The 16549-nt window shown below is 59.2% G+C and carries 16 protein-coding genes; 6 read left to right on the forward strand and 10 right to left on the reverse strand.

The features are described 5' to 3' along the window. Positions 1-24 precede the first annotated feature (24 nt). The 4 genes from lpxK to ACXAET_RS14810 are packed head-to-tail and all read right to left on the reverse strand — an operon-like array spanning position 25 to position 4376. Positions 25-1023, reverse strand: a complete 999-nt coding sequence (lpxK, locus tag ACXAET_RS14795) for a tetraacyldisaccharide 4'-kinase (protein WP_475186652.1) — start codon at positions 1021-1023, stop codon at positions 25-27. Then, entirely contained in the window at positions 1023-2246 is a 1224-nt protein-coding gene (locus ACXAET_RS14800) for a 3-deoxy-D-manno-octulosonic acid transferase (protein ID WP_475186655.1), read from the reverse strand. The genes lpxK and ACXAET_RS14800 overlap by 1 nt, the downstream gene beginning before the upstream one ends. Further along, entirely contained in the window at positions 2243-3043 is an 801-nt protein-coding gene (locus ACXAET_RS14805) for an inositol monophosphatase family protein (protein WP_475186658.1), read from the reverse strand. The genes ACXAET_RS14800 and ACXAET_RS14805 overlap by 4 nt, the downstream gene beginning before the upstream one ends. Beyond that, on the reverse strand, positions 3030-4376 hold the full coding sequence (locus tag ACXAET_RS14810; RefSeq protein ID WP_475186662.1) for a TldD/PmbA family protein: 1347 nt from the start codon (positions 4374-4376) through the stop codon (positions 3030-3032). The genes ACXAET_RS14805 and ACXAET_RS14810 overlap by 14 nt, the downstream gene beginning before the upstream one ends. A gap of 212 nt (positions 4377-4588) precedes the next feature. Between ACXAET_RS14810 and ACXAET_RS14815 the strand changes: the two genes are divergently transcribed. Further along, positions 4589-5269: an FkbM family methyltransferase gene (locus ACXAET_RS14815; protein ID WP_475186667.1), complete on the forward strand. Its 681-nt coding sequence runs from the start codon at positions 4589-4591 to the stop codon at positions 5267-5269. A 41-nt stretch (positions 5270-5310) separates the two neighbouring features. Here the strand turns inward: ACXAET_RS14815 and ACXAET_RS14820 are convergent, their stop codons facing one another. After that, on the reverse strand, positions 5311-6834 hold the full coding sequence (locus tag ACXAET_RS14820) for a DUF2125 domain-containing protein (protein ID WP_475186670.1): 1524 nt from the start codon (positions 6832-6834) through the stop codon (positions 5311-5313). A gap of 132 nt (positions 6835-6966) precedes the next feature. Here ACXAET_RS14820 and ACXAET_RS14825 point away from each other — a divergent pair, with 132 nt between their 5' ends. Genes ACXAET_RS14825 through ACXAET_RS14835 form a run of 3 tightly spaced genes read left to right on the forward strand, consistent with a single transcriptional unit; the run spans position 6967 to position 9055 of the window. Next, positions 6967-7716: an SDR family oxidoreductase gene (locus ACXAET_RS14825; protein ID WP_475186673.1), complete on the forward strand. Its 750-nt coding sequence runs from the start codon at positions 6967-6969 to the stop codon at positions 7714-7716. Further along, a complete protein-coding gene (locus ACXAET_RS14830) occupies positions 7713-8321 on the forward strand; it encodes an enoyl-CoA hydratase/isomerase family protein (protein ID WP_475186676.1) in 609 nt (202 codons plus the stop codon). The genes ACXAET_RS14825 and ACXAET_RS14830 overlap by 4 nt, the downstream gene beginning before the upstream one ends. After that, the gene (locus tag ACXAET_RS14835) at positions 8318-9055 is read left to right on the forward strand and encodes a VOC family protein (RefSeq protein WP_475186678.1); all 738 of its coding nucleotides are present in this window, start codon (positions 8318-8320) and stop codon (positions 9053-9055) included. The genes ACXAET_RS14830 and ACXAET_RS14835 overlap by 4 nt, the downstream gene beginning before the upstream one ends. On the opposite strand, the gene ACXAET_RS14840 is transcribed toward ACXAET_RS14835, so the two are convergent. Further along, a complete protein-coding gene (locus ACXAET_RS14840) occupies positions 9056-9352 on the reverse strand; it encodes a hypothetical protein (protein ID WP_068337037.1) in 297 nt (98 codons plus the stop codon). A 48-nt stretch (positions 9353-9400) separates the two neighbouring features. On the opposite strand from ACXAET_RS14840, the gene ACXAET_RS14845 reads away from it, so the two are divergent. Continuing rightward, complete coding sequence (locus tag ACXAET_RS14845) at positions 9401-10582, forward strand: TIGR03862 family flavoprotein (RefSeq protein WP_475186687.1); 1182 nt, start codon at positions 9401-9403, stop codon at positions 10580-10582. On the opposite strand, the gene holA is transcribed toward ACXAET_RS14845, so the two are convergent. The 4 genes from holA to ACXAET_RS14865 all read right to left on the reverse strand — a co-directional run bounded on the left by holA (position 10579) and on the right by ACXAET_RS14865 (position 15174). Next, positions 10579-11607 (reverse strand): DNA polymerase III subunit delta, encoded by a 1029-nt coding sequence (holA, locus tag ACXAET_RS14850; protein ID WP_475186693.1) that lies wholly within the window; start codon positions 11605-11607, stop codon positions 10579-10581. The genes ACXAET_RS14845 and holA overlap by 4 nt on opposite strands. Beyond that, a complete protein-coding gene (gene lptE / locus ACXAET_RS14855; RefSeq protein ID WP_475186695.1) occupies positions 11604-12095 on the reverse strand; it encodes an LPS assembly lipoprotein LptE in 492 nt (163 codons plus the stop codon). Before lptE ends, holA begins: the two co-directional genes overlap by 4 nt. Beyond that, positions 12082-14616, reverse strand: a complete 2535-nt coding sequence (gene leuS, locus ACXAET_RS14860) for a leucine--tRNA ligase (protein WP_475186697.1) — start codon at positions 14614-14616, stop codon at positions 12082-12084. Before leuS ends, lptE begins: the two co-directional genes overlap by 14 nt. A gap of 72 nt (positions 14617-14688) precedes the next feature. After that, positions 14689-15174: a DUF3576 domain-containing protein gene (locus ACXAET_RS14865; RefSeq protein ID WP_475186700.1), complete on the reverse strand. Its 486-nt coding sequence runs from the start codon at positions 15172-15174 to the stop codon at positions 14689-14691. Positions 15175-15459: 285 nt separating this feature from the next. Here ACXAET_RS14865 and ACXAET_RS14870 point away from each other — a divergent pair, with 285 nt between their 5' ends. Beyond that, a complete protein-coding gene (locus tag ACXAET_RS14870) occupies positions 15460-16518 on the forward strand; it encodes a porin (protein ID WP_475186702.1) in 1059 nt (352 codons plus the stop codon). The last annotated feature ends 31 nt before the right edge of the window (positions 16519-16549 follow it).

The following is a 16549-nucleotide window of genomic DNA, read 5'->3' on the forward strand; positions in this document are numbered from 1 at the left end:
GGCTTGTTCAGGGCCGGTCGCTATTCAAGGCGAGGGGGCAATCCGCAAAAGCATCTGCCGGACCTTGTCGGACTCATTCACCCTCAGACGAACTGGAAGGGTGATAACCTTGCTGCGAAATGTGGGTGGCAGGCGAACGGCGTCTTTTTCCGTTGTAACCATCTGCGCGCCGAGCAGGCGTGCGTCGTTTTCCAACCGCGTCATTAGCGCCGGGGTCAAAGGCTGGTGATCATCCAGTGCCTCGGCCCTCAGCAGTGTGGCGCCTTGCTGGCGCAGGGTGGCAAAGAACTTCTCGGGATAACCGATCCCTGCAAAGGCCAGAACAGGCGTGTCACTCCAATCCATACCGGTTTGCAGGGGTTCAACGGCTCCTGTTGCATGGGGTTTGGTCAGGGCTTGCGCCCAACGAGCCGCAAATTCGGTTTGCGCCGCGTCATCACCCAGAGACAACACCAGATCAGCGCGCTTCAGCCCGACATCGACAGGTTCACGCAACGGTCCTGCTGGCAGGCATAGCCCATTGCCAAAGCCACGTGCCGCATCGACCACGATAACCGAGAAGTCCTTGGCGACCGACGGGTTCTGAAACCCGTCATCAAGCAGAATCACAGTTGCACCTGCTTCCGCCGCAGCACGGGCACCGGCGGCGCGGTCTTTGGCGACCCAAACCTCGGCAAAGGCAGCCAGCAACAATGGCTCGTCCCCAACCTGTGCGGCGCTGTGTTTGGTCGGATCGACCTGTACCGGACCCTCCAGTGACCCTCCGTGGCCGCGTGTGACGACGTGCGGCTGGTGCCAGGCATCGCGCAGTTGCTCGATCATCCAGATCACGGTCGGCGTCTTGCCGGTACCGCCCGCGTTCAGATTGCCGATGCAGATGACCGGAACACCGGGTTTGTAGCCCACGCCGGCCGCGACCCGACGCGCCGTGGCCGCGGCGTAGACGTGCCCCAGCGGCGCCAGCAGGCGCGCGCGCAGATCCAATTCGTCCGGCGCTGTGTTCCAGAAGTTCGGTGCCCGCATCACTTCGCACTCCGCTGATCCAGGCAATCCTGTACCATATCGACCAGTTTATCCGCCTGTGGTGCGCCGTCGGAAACGATCTGCCATCCCGCCAATGCCATGTCTGCGGCCCGGTCCGGCGAGAGCAGCTCCACCACGGCGTCGCCCAACTCGGTTGCCGTTCTGACAATGCGGGTTGCCCCGGCCTGATCCAACTGATCGTATATCTGCTGATGCCGATGCACAAACGGACCGTGGATCACGGATGAGCCAAGCGCAACGCCAACCAGCGGATCATGCCCGCCCGCGCCCCGTTCAAGTGAGCGGCCCATAAAAGTGACAGGCGAGACCCTGTGCCACAAACCCAGATCTTCCTGTTCGGACGACAGTATGACCTGCGTAGTGTCTTCGATCTGCCCGCCCGTATCCCAGTTGGTACAACGCAGGTCCATGTTTTCCAGGCGGCGGTGCAGTGGCTCGGCCTCGGCCACGTCCGCCACATGCAGCACCAGCATTAGCCGGGGCAGTATCCGCAGCGCCTGACGATGGGCAGTAAGGACCGAGATGAATTCCGTATCCAGAACACAAGCTGAAAGCCAAACTGGACGCCCGGCCAGCGCGTGGGTGATCTCGATCAGCTCATCTTCTGGCCAGGGTTTAGGGTTAGGACTCACGTGCAAGGGTGGAGCTTCAGACACCTTGCTTGACGCGATACCCAGGCGTCGGATGGTGCGTACCATTTCGGGCGTTGTGGCCAGAATCGATTGAAAGCAATCCAACGTAAAACGGGTGATATCGGGTAGCCACCGTGCACCGCGCGCGATGTTGATGTCGATCTGCGCCTCGATAAGGATCAGGGGAATACCCCGCTCATCGGCGCGTGTAATCACATTTGGCATCAGGCCGCCCCCGACCCATAGGCCGATGTCCGGGCGCCAGTGATCAAGAAATGCCCGCGCGGCGCCGGTCTGTTCCAGCGGCAGATCGACCAGTGGAAACTCGGACCGATCCCAGCGCGACAGATCGGCTCCGGGCGGGGTTGTCAGCAGCACGTTTAAGTCAGGCCGGACCTGTTGCAGGCGACGGCAGAAATCGGTCACCGCGCGTTGACGGTCTTGGGTGCTGATATGTGCCCAAATGACTTCACCTTCCGGGCGGTCTGGATAAGACAAAGCGGCCGCGTTAGGTACGCCCCAGGACAGAACCCGATATGCGGCCAGGCTGAGCGAACGCGGCTTGCTCATGGGCGAATGCCGGTGCTTTCGGGGTCAAGCCGTGCCCGCAAGATCTGGTGTACTGCCGCGCCCGCTGCAATCACGCCGTTCAGGCGCGGATGCGCGTTGTTAAACCGCAGGGGATGACCCAGCCGGTCAGAGCAAGTGCCGCCCGCCTCGCGGATAATCAGGTCGCCTGCGGCGATATCCCATTCCCAACTCGGCCGAAGCGTCAGCATCCCGTCAAACCGGCCTTGTCCAACAAGCGCCAAGCGATAAGCAAGCGAGGGGCGGTAGACCCGTTTAAATTCCGGCACTTCACCTTGTCGCCAATGGCGCGGGTCGAGGTTGGGCTTGGCGGCCAGAATCTCGGCCGTTTCCAAGGCTGAAACCCCGGAAACGCGGATCGGGGCACCGTTCAGCGTTGCGCCTTGCCCCTTTGCCGCCGCGTAAAGCAGATCGCGCCGCGGCAGAAAGATCACCGCCGCCGTTACTTCGCCCCGCTCGGCAACCGCCAGAGAGTGTGCCCACGTGCGCGACCCTTCGGCAAAACTGCGGGTGCCATCAATGGGATCGATGATAAACAGGCGGTCCTTCGACAGCCGGGCGCTGTTGTCTTCGGTTTCTTCGCTTAGCCAGCCATAGCCGGGCCGGGCGAAGGGCAGGCGCTGTTCCAACATGGCGTTGACGGCAAGATCGGCCTCGGTCACCGGCCCCGCGCCGCCGGGTTTATCCCAGCGTTGCGCCGTATCACCCGAATACCGTGTCGCGATCTTTCCGGCCTCTAATGCGGCGTCGATCAGAAGTTGCAGGTCAGCTGCCGGCAAGTGTCATTCCTTCGACCAGAATCGAGGGGACAATCCGCGACAGCCAGGGCCGCGCGTCGTTTGCAGGGATGATCTGTTTTAGCATATCGCGCAGATTGCCTGCGATGGTGCATTCATTGACCGGGTGCGTAATCTCTCCGTTTTCGACCCAGAACCCCGAGGCCCCGCGCGAATAATCGCCGGTGTTCGGATTGATGGTGGACCCGATCATCGAGGTCACCAATAGGCCGGTGCCCATGTCGCGCAGCAGGTCTTCGCGGCTGTGTTTGCCCTGCGTCAGACTCAGGTTCCAGTTGCTGGGCGATGGCGGTCCCGACACACCGCGGGCCGCATTGCCTGTCGAGGTCATCTCCAGTTTGCGCGCGCTGGACAGGTCCAGGGTCCAACCCGTCAGGACACCATTTTCGACAATGGCGCGCCGTTGCGTCGGTAACCCTTCGGCATCAAAGGGGCGCGAGCCTGAGATGCGCGGGCGGTGTGGGTCTTCGATTAGCGATAGATGCTCGGGCAGGACCTGCTCGCCCAAGCAATCCTTCAGCCAGGACGCCCCGCGTGCAATTGCAGCCCCGTTGCTTGCCGCCAGCAAATGACCGATCAGCGAGGATGAAATTCGTTCGTCAAACAGGACCGGAAATGTACCTGTGGCAGGCTTGCGGGCACCCACCAGCGCCACGGCGCGTTCGCCAGCGGTGCGGCCGATCTCGTCGGGGCTGCGCAGGTCGCTTTGGAAGGTGCGGCTGTCGCCGTCATAGTCGCGCTCCATCCCGGTGCCTTCGCCCGAGATCGCCACGCAAGAGGTGGATCGGCTGCTGCGGGCATAACCGCCGGAAAAGCCATTGGTGGCAGCCAGATGCACGCGATGCGTGCCATAGCCCGCCGCCGCATCCGAAACTTGCGAAACGCCGTGAACCGCAAGCGCTGCCGCCTCGGCCGCCAATGCATCTTGCAACAGATCCTCAGCCGCCGGTTCCTGGGCTGGATCGAACAATTCAAGCGCGGTAACGTCCCAGCCGGTGGCCAACTGGTCCGCATGGGCTAACCCGGCAAACGGGTCCTCTGGCGCCTCTCGGGCCATGGCCACAGCGCGTTCAGCCATGGTTGCCAGTGTTTCGGGGCGGCTGTCCGAGCTGGATACAATCGCTTGCCGCTGACCCAGCAAGACCCGCAGGCCAAGATCAGTGCCCTCTGACCGCTCGGCATGTTCCAGCGCGCCGCCACGGACTTCGACAGAGACCGAAGATCCGTCGATCACAATGGCATCCGCAGCATCCGCCCCGGCTTTGCGGGCGGCGTCCAGCAGGGCGTGGCTGATATCTTCAGGTGTACGGGTCATGCGGCCTCCGGTTGCAATGCACTGGACCTAGCCTTGGACTGCCCTTCCCGCAAGACCCGCTATGAAAAGCAGCCGTTCAGCTATTGTCAAAAAACTGCGGAAACTTCGTGCGCGGTCGTAAAACAGGCTGCGTTGCCCGAGGTTTTTCGATACAGGTTCACAAGGGACAGAGGCGCTTTGTTTTCGGGCCGTGCAGATGGGAAGTGACCAACATGAAAGACAACCTGACTCTGCGCGGGGTGGAAATACCCGACGATCCGCAGATCATTACCCAAAAAGTGAAACGATCCATCCTTGCCGAGCGATATGAAAAGGACGAGGTGAGCGGGCTGCCAAAGTTCATCGACCCCAACGACAGGGTTGTCGAACTTGGGGCTGGAATCGGGTTTATTTCATCTTTTCTTGTAACGCGACTGGGTGTGCGCCGTGTCCTGTGCGTCGAAGCAAACCCCGCGCTGTGCGAGTTTATCGGACGTGTGCACGCAGCCAATGACATTTCAGATGTAGATGTCATCAACGCGGTTGCCCGTACCGATGGGCAAGACCTGGGTACAGCCAGATTCTACGTGCGGGAACCTTTCTGGTCATCCTCAATGGAGTCATCCCCGGACTATGTGAAAGAGATCGGCGTCCCCGAATGTCAGTTGTCAGATACCCTGCGCGACTTTGATGCCAATGTACTGATTGTCGACATTGAAGGGGGCGAAAGTCATTTGTTTGCCGGTGCGGACCTTGCTGACGTGCAGAAAGTCTACCTTGAAGTGCATACGCGTAAGATCGGTTTGCGCGGTATCAAAAAGTGTTTTGATGATCTTTCTGCGCTTGGATTTGCCTATGACCAGCGCGTCAGCTGCGGCGGCTCGGTTTTGTTTCGTCGGATAGGAACGCGCTGAAAAGGGTGAGGGAAGGCAGCGATGCTACCTTCCCCAAACCGCTACTTGATGCGCTGACCATTGGCCAGAATCTGACCGTCTTCGGTGAATTCGATCTTGGAGTTCAGCGTGTCCGGTGCGTCGCCCGGAACCGCCATCATGCCCATCATCATGCGCGCGCCAATCGCTTCGCTTTCGTCAACCAGACCCATGCTGATCAGTGTGTCGATCAGGGCGTTGGCACCCACCAGTTGCAGGTTCGCCACGCCCGTAGGGGTCGGCATACCGTCAAACTCTGCCGCATTGGAGTTGTCGAAGGTAAAGTCGCCGTCTCCGGTCAGCTCTGCTCCAACCAGAGAGACCAGCAATTCGTTGATCTTCAGCGAATGCAGCTCACCCGGTGCAGCGCCCGTGGTCTCCATGGCTTCGACCGATTCCGGATCGAACAAGTTCGTCAGTATTTTTGCAGTACCGGTTGCGTCCAACGCAATGGTTGCCGGGTCACGCGGTAAGGCGCCTGCCGGATCGAACATGCTCCACAACACATCCGACATGGTGAAATCCTTCAGGTTCATGGCAAAGCCAAAGGGCTGAACCTCTTCGGATTGCTGTACCGGGAATTCGAATTTCATACCGGCATTTGCCATCGCGATTTCGATCGGAAAGGGCAGATCGGCCGTCGTCACCGCCAGTTTCGAGCTGTTCTGCTCGACATCATAGGCCAGGCGCTGATCGTCGATGCTGACGCCAAAACGTCCGCCTTCGGATTCGCTTCCCATCGAGAATGCCTCGCCCTCGCTGGTGCCTGCAATCGCGGTTTGACCCGCGGCATAGGTAAACAGACCCGAGAACGAAAAGCCGTTTTCAAAGAACGCTTGCGGATCTGACCCGTCGAAATTGTCCGGGACCACGCTGGTACCCTCGAACGTAAGCTGGTTCAGCGATCCGTTGATCTTGCCGTCATCCGATCCTTCAGGGTCGTTGAATACCAGATCATAGGTGAGCGAGTCGGCCGTCATATCCTGATCGACTGACCGGGTGTCACCGATTTTCATCCGCGAGCTGCCAGCCAGGTCCGTCAGTTTCAGATCCATGTCCAGGCTGTCTTCTGGAATGGTTTCGTCATCGACTTGCAGGCCACCCAGCTTCAGGCCAAGCGCTGGCGCGGAGTAGTCATAGGTCATGTCGTCGGGGTCGCCCGAGACCACCATCTCCAGCCCTGTGTGGTAGTATTCGATGTCGACCGAGAACGCCTCGCCTTCCTCTTCACCGGACAGCGTCATGGGAAGGCTTTCAGGCAGGCCGATGTTGACTGTTCCATCCCCGTTTTCGGTCAGGGTCATCTGCGGGACGCTCATCTGAAATGATCCCCCCGCATCCGGGACGGTTGCGACCACCTTCATATCGGTGATGGTGGTTACATTGCCTGATGTGGATTGCTCTGCCGACACCGTGTATCCCATTTGGGATAGGTAGGCTTGCCAGTCATCCCACACCTGTTGGGCCGTGACATCGGCAAGCGCACCTTGGGTGACAAGGGCATAGGCTAAGACTGCGCCGCTGCTGCGGCGGAGGAAAACGGACATCTGAGAACCCTTCGTTATCAATTTGCCGGCATCGTCGTGCCTGCAGAGGCAGGCGTCAAGGGGCAAGGGCTGGACCCCTTCCCCGTTGGCGCGGTAGAGATTCACATAATCTCAAATCTATGGAGGCACAGGGTGCAAATGCGGGACAAAACCGTACTGATAACAGGGGCAAGCCGGGGCATCGGGGCCGAGGCGGGGCGCGTTTTTGCCGCGGCCGGTGCAAATGTTGCACTGGTGGCGCGTAGCGGCGATCAAATCGGCGCACTGGCTGAGGCGCTGGGTGATCAAGCCTTGGCGCTGCAATGTGACGTCAGCAATTTTGCGCAGGTCGAACAGGCCGTCGCACAGTGTGTTGATCGTTTTGGCGGGTTGGATGTTGTGATCGGCAACGCGGGTGTGATTGATCCGATCTCTCAGCTGTCCACTGCCGATGTCGCAGCTTGGAGCGCGGCCATCGATATCAATCTCAAGGGCGTGTTCTACGGCATGCGCGCAGCGCTGCCTGTGATGCGTGCTGCCGGTGGGGGCACAATTATTACGGTGTCATCGGGCGCGGCGTCCCATGCAATCGAAGCGTGGAGTCATTACTGCGCCTCTAAAGCAGGGGCCAAGATGCTGACCGAATGCCTGCATCTGGAAGAGTCGATTCACGGCATCCGCGCCATGGGCCTTTCCCCCGGAACCGTTGCAACGGATATGCAGCGCGTGATCAAGGCCAGCGGCATCAACGCAGTTAGCCAGCTGGATTGGAGCGATCACATCCCCGCCGACTGGCCCGCCCGGGCGTTGCTGTGGATGTGTTCACCCGACGCGGATGAGTTTCTGGGCACTGAAATTTCACTGCGGCGCGACGATATCCGCCAGCGGGTGGGGCTGACGTGATAGAATTGACCAAGGCAGATGGGTTGTGGACGGTAACGCTCAATAATCCGCAAAAAGCCAATGCTCTGACGGCTGCGATGCTAGGTGATCTGGCCGAAATCGCGGAAGCCGCGACCGAGGCGCGCGCTCTGATCCTGACTGGTACGGGCAAGGTGTTTAGCGCGGGGGCTGATCTGGAAGAGGCGCGGGCGGGACTTGCAACCTCGGACCTGTGGGAGCGGGTATCGGGCGCAATCGCAGCTTTGCCCTGTCTTACGGTTGCTGCCTTGAACGGAACGCTGGCAGGTGGAGCTAACGGGATGGCCTTGGCCTGTGACATTCGAATTGCAGTGCCGCATGCCAGGGTCTTTTACCCGGTGATGAAATTGGGTTTTTTGCCGCAACCATCAGATCCCGGGCGTATGGCAGCCCTGATCGGGCCAGCGCGCACCAAGATGATCCTGATGGCCGGGCAAAAGATTACGGCGGAGGAAGCCTATGGCTTTGGGCTGGTTGACAGGGTGGTTGAGCCCGATCAACTGATGCAAACGGCGCATCAGCTTGTCGCTGACAGTCTGGCCGCCACGCCTGAGATTGCGGCAGGAATCGCAATGATGTGCCGATGAGATTGTCCGCTTTGCTTCTGCGTGTCGCGAACCCCAAGCGGCTTGCAGGTTTCTATGCGGATGCTTTGGGCATGACGGCACAAGCACAAGGGCCGAACCACAGGGTTGGCTATGCCGGTCAGGACGCGGACCTGCTTTTGATGCCGGGTGGAGGTGGATATACCCATGACGGCGGGCAAAGGTACTGGAAGATCGGGATCACTGTGCCGGATGTTGATCTCGCCGTATCCCGTCTGCGCCAAAAAGGTGTCGAAGTCTCGGAACCGAAACAGTTTCTCGACATTGGCTATATGTGTCACCTGAAAGACCCGGAAGGGTTTGTAATCGAGTTATTGCAACATTATTTTCAGGCCAATCGCCCCTTTAACGCCGCCGATCCCGCCGCGCCATTTGCAAAAGCTTGCGTCGGCCAGATCACCTTGCGCACAGGGAATATCGCCGCCGAAGATGCGTTTTGCCGTTCTCAAGGTATGCGGCTGTTGTCAATTCAGGATGTGACCCAATTGGGGTTCGACCTGCATTTCTATGCCTTCACCGATGAAACGCCGCCTGACCCCGATATTTGGTCTGTTGCAAACCGCGAATGGCTTTGGAAACGACCGTACACGGTGCTGGAATTTCAACATCTCGCCGGGGCGCAATTCGCACCGGTACCTGACTATCGCGGGTTAGAGGTTCAGGGGCTGGCGGGATCCGTCCGGGATGCCTTTGGTGATCCTGTCCGACCAGGTTGATCACCGCCCACGGCGTTTGCCCGGAACTTTGGATCGGAAGCCGGGCGGTCGTTTCCGGACCCATTGCAGGAATTTCTCAAGCCGGGGATGACCGCGCAAAGCCTCGACGGTGTTGAACTCACGGGCCAGTTCCGCTTCGGTCAGGGTGGCGTGAACCTCTTTGTGGCAGATGACATGCAACAAAACCGTCGGTCCGCCCTTGCCCCCTTTGAGTTTTGGGATCAGATGGTGCAGGCTGCCGCCCCCATTCGGAATGGGGCGGTCACAGAGCGGGCAGATCGGATCACTGTTCGACATGGCCCACGTAGAAATGCGTGGGATGGAGCGGAAAGCAAGGGGGCAGACGTGGCGCAGGCAGTGATAATCGGGGCCGGACCCGCAGGTTTGATGGCTGCCGAGGAATTGTCTGCCGCTGGCCATGATGTTCTTGTGGCCGAGGCCAAGCCCTCGGTCGGGCGCAAGTTTCTGATGGCGGGGAAATCGGGTCTGAACCTGACCAAGGATGAACCCCTTGAGACTTTGTTGCAAACTTATGGGGACGCGGCAAGCTGGCTGCGCCCTATGGTTACAGATTTCGACGCCACCGGCGTACAGCGCTGGGCGCAAGGGTTGGGGCAAGAGGTATACACCGGTACGACAGGCCGAGTGTTTCCGACGGCAATGAAAGCTTCGCCGCTGTTACGTGCGTGGCTGTCCCGGCTTGAGGTTGCAGGCGTTCAGATCAAAACCCGCTGGCGCTGGCTGGGTTGGGATCGCGATGCGCTTCTGTTCGAAACTCCGGACGGCGAGCAGCGGCTTACGCCGGATGTGACAATACTGGCACTGGGCGGGGCAAGTTGGGCGCGGTTGGGCTCGGACGGCCAGTGGGCAAAAATCTTGGGGGACGCAGGTGTCGCGACGACCCCTTTCGCACCGGCGAACGCTGCCTTGTCCGTTGGTTGGAGTGATCATATGCGAACGTATTTCGGTTCGCCGCTCAAGTCGGTGCGCTGGAAGGCGGACAAGCTGCAAAGCCGGGGCGAGGCCACGATCTCGGCAACCGGGCTAGAGGGCGGGGGGATGTATTCCCTGACTCCAGCGTTGCGTGAGGGTGCGCCGCTCTACCTCGATCTGCTGCCAGATTTGAACCTAGCGACCCTGCAATCTCGGCTTGATGGAAAGAAATCCAAGACCACGCTGTCACAATGGATGAAAAAATCACTCCGCCTGCCGCCACAAAAGATCGCGCTGTTTCATGAGATGGCCAAAATCAACGGTCTGACGCCGGCGCGATGGTCCGAGGCCCTAAAGCATCTGCCGATCCAATACGATGGCTTGCGTCCTATGGACGAAGCGATTTCTACAGCGGGCGGTGTCAAGCGGACTGCTTTGGATGGTGGGTTGATGCTGACCGCGATGCCGGGCGTGTTCTGCGCCGGAGAGATGTTGGATTGGGAGGCCCCGACTGGTGGTTACCTGCTGACCGCCTGTTTGGCGACCGGGAAATGGGCTGGGCGATCCGCCGCAGAATGGTTGCAAGCGCGTTAGCGAGACCGCGCCAGCATTGCCAAGCGAATCATCGCACGTTCGACCAATGCCATCGCAGGTGCTGTTTGTCCTGCGGAGCGCAGTGAAAGGTCGGTATCGGTCAGAACCGTCAGCGCGGTCTGCAATTTCGGTGCGCCCCAACCCTGCGCCTGCCGTAGAATCCGGTCGCGGCGTTTACCATAGACCGGTGGCCGCAGCTTACCGATTCCCTGTGCAGCCCCTCCGGGGTCCGACGCACAGGCATAAAGCGTGCGAAAATACCGGGTCGCACCGATGCACAGACTGACCGCGTTGGTGCCTTGGGACTGCAAGCGCCGGATCAGCGGACCGATCTCGCCGGCACGGCCCTCGGCGATGACGTTCAGAACATCATCCAGCCCGGCCTCGGTCGAGCGGGGGGCGCAGGCCATGATATCCTCGATAGACAGCTCTGATCTGTCATCGTACTTGTACAGCGCCAGTTTTTCGATGGTTTGCGCAAAATCACCCGGACTGATTGCGGTCGCCAACTCGACCAATGCAGACATCGAATCATTGGGGATGTTGTCCAACCCGGACTGCTTTAGGATACGCTCAACCTCGCCCCGGGATGGTGGGTCGTCGTAGATACCGACCGCATAGGCCGACGGGTGTGCCTCGAACGCTTTGCGGATTTTCGAGCTGGGCTTGAGCTGCCCGGCAGTAACGATGATCTGAGCATCACCCGGAGCCCAATCCTCGAACGCGGCGATGATCGCGGGGGCTGCGACGTCCGTAGTGTCTTCGACAAAAACGGCACGCGGCCCGGGGAAAAAGCCCACCGCCTTGACCGCATCCAGCAACAGGGCAGGATCGCCGCGTAGATCAGCGCCCGGCATCCGGGTAAGGCGCATCTCTTCTTCGGCATTGCTGCCCAGCAGTGCGGCCAAAACCTGTTGGCGTTTCAAAGCCACGCGCATCGCATCAGCGCCATAGATCAAAAGCCCGGCCTTGTCGGCATCGGGCCGCGCGAAATACCCCTCAGCCTCGCGCGGGCTGAGCTTCATGAGCCAAGGCCCGGCGTGGCATAAAGCTCGCTTACGATCTGGTCCGCCAGGATCACCATCAACCTTTGCCGGGCATCGCGCTCGTCCGCCAACGTTGAGACCGTCGATCCGGCAGCTGAATAGCCGACGAAATTATTGACGGCACCGGATGCAACAACCTGACCTGTGCTGTTGGATTTCAGGGCGTAATTCGCCCTGCCTTCAATGGTATAGCGGTTGATCTCGTTGGTTGTGGTGATTGCGGCCGATCGGATAACAGTCGCGACACTCACGTCCAGATTGTAGTCATTCCCCGAATTCGCGCTGCGACCCAGACGTTGTTCAAGATTCTGGACCATCAAGTAGCTGTCGGTCGAGTTCGGGACTGAAACGGCAACCTTCCCATTCAACGCTGCGCCCGACCCTCCGGGTGCATAGACCGGCTCAAAGCCACAGGCCGCCAGCACCAGCGGCATTAACAACAGGGTTCTGCGGTTAAACAACGACATTCACGATCCGGCCCGGGACAACAATCACTTTCTTTGGCGCGGCACCATCCAGCGCCTTTTGGACAGCTTCGGTGCTGAGCGCGATTTTTTCAACCTCTGCCTTGGCCAAATCCTTGGCCACGCTGATTTCCGCGCGGCGTTTGCCGTTGATCTGGATCGGCAGCGTTATGGTGTCGTCGATCATCATCGCCGCATCGGCTACAGGCCACGGGGCGGTGGCAACCAGTCCTTCGCCGCCCAAAAGCTGCCAGAGTTCTTCCGACAGATGCGGGGTCATGGGCGACATCAGCTGTGCCAGCGTTTTGGCCGCCTCGCGTTTTGCGGCTGTGCCTGCCTTGGATTTCGCCAGCGTGTTGGTAAAGGCATAGAGCTTGGCGATAGAGGCATTGAATCCAAAGGATTCGACCCCACCCGTCACGTCATGAATGGCCTTGTGCATCTCGCGCAGCAGGGTTTCGTCCTCGGCATTGGGCGAAACGTCTGACGCGGCGATCTCGGTCGCGATGCGGTGAACGCGGCTGAGGTGCTTGAATGCGGCTTCGGCCCCGGATGCTGTCCACTCTACGTCACGCTCGGGCGGCGAATCGGACAGCACGAACCAACGCGCGGTATCTGCGCCAAAGGCCGAGATAATGCTGACCGGATCAACAACGTTCTTTTTGGATTTCGACATTTTGGCCGAAGGGATGATCTCAACCTCTGTCCCATCGGCCAGTTTGCCGTCGGTCACATCCTCGGGCAGGTGGTAGACCGGGCGGCCTTTTTCGTCGCGTGTCTGGTATATCTCATGGGTCACCATGCCTTGCGTAAACAGGGCATTGAACGGCTCAATCGCCTTTTTAGGCAGATGGCCGGTGATGTTCATCGCCCGTGCGAAGAAGCGAGAATAGAGTAAGTGCAGAATCGCATGCTCGATACCACCGATGTACTGATCGACATTCATCCAGTACTCGGCCTCGGCCAGATCGGTGGGTGTTTCAGCGCGTGGAGCGGTGAACCGGGCGAAATACCACGACGAATCAACAAACGTATCCATCGTATCCGTTTCACGCCGGGCGGACCCGCCGCATTTGGGGCAGGTGCAGTCGCGCCATGTCGGATGACGGTCCAGCGGGTTTCCCGGCTTATCAAAGGTGACATCATCGGGCAGACGGATCGGCAGGTTTTCTTTCTTCTCGGGCACAACGCCGCATTTTTCGCAATGCACCACGGGAATCGGGCAGCCCCAGTAGCGCTGGCGCGACAGGCCCCAATCACGCAACCGGTATTTGGTGACGCCTTCCCCCCACCCCGCCTTTTCGGCGAAATCGACGGTGGCGTTGATCGCCTCGTCGCCAGTGGCCTCGGTCAAACCCGCAAAGTGATTCACCCAGCGGACTTTCTCGGTTTTGGGCGGGACGAATGCGATCTTGTCGACCGGAGTGCTGTCATCCAGCGCAAAGAACGTGTCGATCACGGGCAAGTCATACTTGCGGCAGAAGTCCAAATCGCGCTGGTCATTCGCCGGGCAGGCAAAGATCGCACCGGTGCCGTAATCCATAAGGATGAAGTTCGCGATCCAGACCGGCAGTTCCCAATTGGGGTCCAGTGGATGTTTGACACGGATGCCAGTGTCGTAACCAAGCTTTTCGGCGGTCTCAATAGCTTCTTCCGTGGTGCCGCCCTTGCGGCATTCTGCAACAAATTCAGCAACTTCGGGGTTTTCGGCCTCAAGCTGCTTGGCAATCGGATGATCCGGAGAGATTCCGACAAAGGACGCGCCCAACAATGTATCGGGGCGCGTTGTGTAAACGGTGATCGGCTCTCCCCCATCGGTACGCTCGAACCCGAATTGCAGCCCGCGCGACTTGCCGATCCAGTTTTCCTGCATCAGCCGCACCTTGGCGGGCCAGTTGTCCAGCGTATCCAGCGCCTCAAGCAGCTCTTCGGAATAATCCGAGATCTTGAAGAACCACTGTGTCAGTTCCCGCCGCTCGACAAGCGCGCCTGAACGCCAGCCGCGCCCGTTTTCGACCTGTTCATTGGCCAACACGGTCATGTCGACCGGGTCCCAGTTTACGATGGCGTTCTTGCGATAGACCAACCCGGCCTCAAGCATATCAAGGAACAAGGCCTGCTGCTGACCGTAGTATTCGGGGTCACAGGTGGCGAATTCGCGGGACCAGTCGATAGACAGGCCCAGTGGTTTCATCTGCCCGCGCATGTCGGCGATGTTGCCATAGGTCCAATCCTTCGGGTGGCCACCAATCGCCATCGCGGCGTTCTCTGCCGGCATACCAAACGCATCCCAGCCCATCGGATGCAGTACGTTGTGCCCGGTCGCCAGTTTGTGCCGCGCGATCACATCACCCATCGTGTAGTTTCGCACATGCCCCATATGGATTCGGCCCGACGGGTATGGGAACATCTCAAGCACATAGTATTTCGGCTTGTCCGCCGTGTGTTTGGCGGTGAAGATTCCGGCCTTGTCCCAGGCCTCTTGCCATTTTGCTTCGATTTCGGTGGCCGAATAGCGAGACATCGTGCGGTCCTTCGTGAATGAAAACGCCGGGCGTGAACCCGGCGTGGTAATATTGCGATTTTCGGCGGGTTGCTAGAGCTTGTTGTCCGCAATGCGCAACTGACGGGCGCGGGACAGGATCGCATCCTCGACCGCGCGAGCGGTTGCCGCGCTGACCGGGTTGCCGCCGCTTGTCTGCAAAGCAACGCGCAAAGACCGCGCCGCAAGGGCCGGATCGCTGATGTGAACCGTTGCCCGGTATTGCCGCCCCCCGCCCGGAGGTGTGCCGTAACCTGTTACAATTACACCGGTAAACGGGTCAATCTCTTGAACGGGCAGGAAATTCAGAACGTCCAGCGATGCAGCCCACAGATAGCGATTCACGTTTGTGACCTGCTCGGCATCGGCCGTGTTGAAGACATCCCAGATGGTCGAGCGGTTCGGATCGTTCAGTTCCTGCTCATCGGAATTTCCGCCGGTTGCAAGCGAATTCGGGTTCGGCGTGGCCCCCCGATTCTCTCCGCAGGCCGACACGGCAGCAGTCACTATGATCAAACCGAAAATCGTCTGCAGGCGCATTGTCGACTGGTCCTGTTCACTTTGGTCTACATTGTCTGAGTGATACTCCTAGACAAGGACCCGTTCAGCAACAAGCCTATTATTGTCACATATGGTTTGGCGTGCGGTCCTTCCGGCCCTCAAATCCGACTGTGGCATCCTTGCACCAATTCAGGGTCAATGAGCGGGCACTCCTTATGCCAAGCTTGCGTAAAGGGGGCAAAAAGAGCGAAACGGTGTCCGTGCTGAGACATATGCTTTGGCATGTGTCGAGTAGATAAACTTTTTGAAACCGAGGGAAACAAGATGAAAAAAGTTCTCTTCGCAACGACGGCTCTGATCGCAACCGCAGGCGTTGCGGCCGCCGAGTCCGGCGTTAACTTTAGCGGTTATGGCCGCTTTGGTATCGGGTATACGGAAGACCGTACCGGTGCTGTAACCAACTTCGTAACAGGCACCACTACCACCACTGGCGGTGCTGTTAACACCGGTGTTATCACTTCCACTGGTACAGCTACTGTCGACACCGACGACGCAATCCTGGTTTCGCGTTTCCGTCTGAACATTGACGGTTTCACTGAAACCGATGGTGGCGTTCGCTTCGAAGGTCGTGTTCGTCTGCAAGCCGACGAAAACTCTTCGACCGGTGAAGCCAACTCGGCCGGCCTGAACGGCGCGCGCTTCTCGGTTATCTTCGGTGGTCTGCGTGTTGACGCCGGCAACGTTGCCGGTGCATTTGACAACCTTGCAAACTACTACGGTAACGAAGTTGGTCTGGAACTATTCGCTGGTCAGTACTCGGGTGTTGACTACGACTTCCTGGGCTACAGCTCGACCGGTTCCGGCGCGAATGCTGTGTTCTTCCAGTACGCTGTGGGTGACTTTGCGTTTGGCGCATCGTACGACACTGCAACTGCAGCTCTGAACGGCAACAAGATCAGCGGTGACCGTTGGGACATCAGCGCGACTTACAGCTTCAACAACTTCACTGCAGCTGTTGCATATGGTCAGACCGACGCGGAAGACATTCTTGATGACGACCCAAGCCTGACAGTTCTGACCTTGGGTGCTGAATTCGGCGACTTCTCGGGTACCGTGTTTGTAGCAGACGACGCTACGGAAATCGACGCAACTGACGGCACCGCATGGGGTCTGTCTGCCGCCTACAACCTGGGCGCTGCAACCACCCTGCTGTTCACCTACGGTGACGGTAACGCGGATGAAGACCTTCAGCAGGTTGCTATCGGTGCTATCTACGACCTGGGCGGCGGCGCAACACTGCGCGGCGGTATCGGCGTAAACGATTGTGACGCATGCGACGACTCGACCATGAAGGCTGACTTCGGTGCACAGTTCAACTTCTAAGTTGATCTGATACCGAAAGGTTTGAGGGCAG

The organism is Ruegeria sp. AWH4_226, assembly GCF_056159225.1.

Coding starts and splice junctions, on each gene's coding strand:
- lpxK (WP_475186652.1), bottom strand. CDS start 1,023: ATGCGGGCACCGAACTTCTGGAACACAGCGCCGGACGAATTGGATCTG.
- ACXAET_RS14800 (WP_475186655.1), bottom strand. CDS start 2,246: ATGAGCAAGCCGCGTTCGCTCAGCCTGGCCGCATATCGGGTTCTGTCC.
- ACXAET_RS14810 (WP_475186662.1), bottom strand. CDS start 4,376: ATGACCCGTACACCTGAAGATATCAGCCACGCCCTGCTGGACGCCGCC.
- ACXAET_RS14815 (WP_475186667.1), top strand. CDS start 4,589: ATGAAAGACAACCTGACTCTGCGCGGGGTGGAAATACCCGACGATCCG.
- ACXAET_RS14820 (WP_475186670.1), bottom strand. CDS start 6,834: ATGTCCGTTTTCCTCCGCCGCAGCAGCGGCGCAGTCTTAGCCTATGCC.
- ACXAET_RS14835 (WP_475186678.1), top strand. CDS start 8,318: ATGAGATTGTCCGCTTTGCTTCTGCGTGTCGCGAACCCCAAGCGGCTT.
- ACXAET_RS14840 (WP_068337037.1), bottom strand. CDS start 9,352: ATGTCGAACAGTGATCCGATCTGCCCGCTCTGTGACCGCCCCATTCCG.
- holA (WP_475186693.1), bottom strand. CDS start 11,607: ATGAAGCTCAGCCCGCGCGAGGCTGAGGGGTATTTCGCGCGGCCCGAT.
- lptE (WP_475186695.1), bottom strand. CDS start 12,095: ATGTCGTTGTTTAACCGCAGAACCCTGTTGTTAATGCCGCTGGTGCTG.
- leuS (WP_475186697.1), bottom strand. CDS start 14,616: ATGTCTCGCTATTCGGCCACCGAAATCGAAGCAAAATGGCAAGAGGCC.
- ACXAET_RS14865 (WP_475186700.1), bottom strand. CDS start 15,174: ATGCGCCTGCAGACGATTTTCGGTTTGATCATAGTGACTGCTGCCGTG.
- ACXAET_RS14870 (WP_475186702.1), top strand. CDS start 15,460: ATGAAAAAAGTTCTCTTCGCAACGACGGCTCTGATCGCAACCGCAGGC.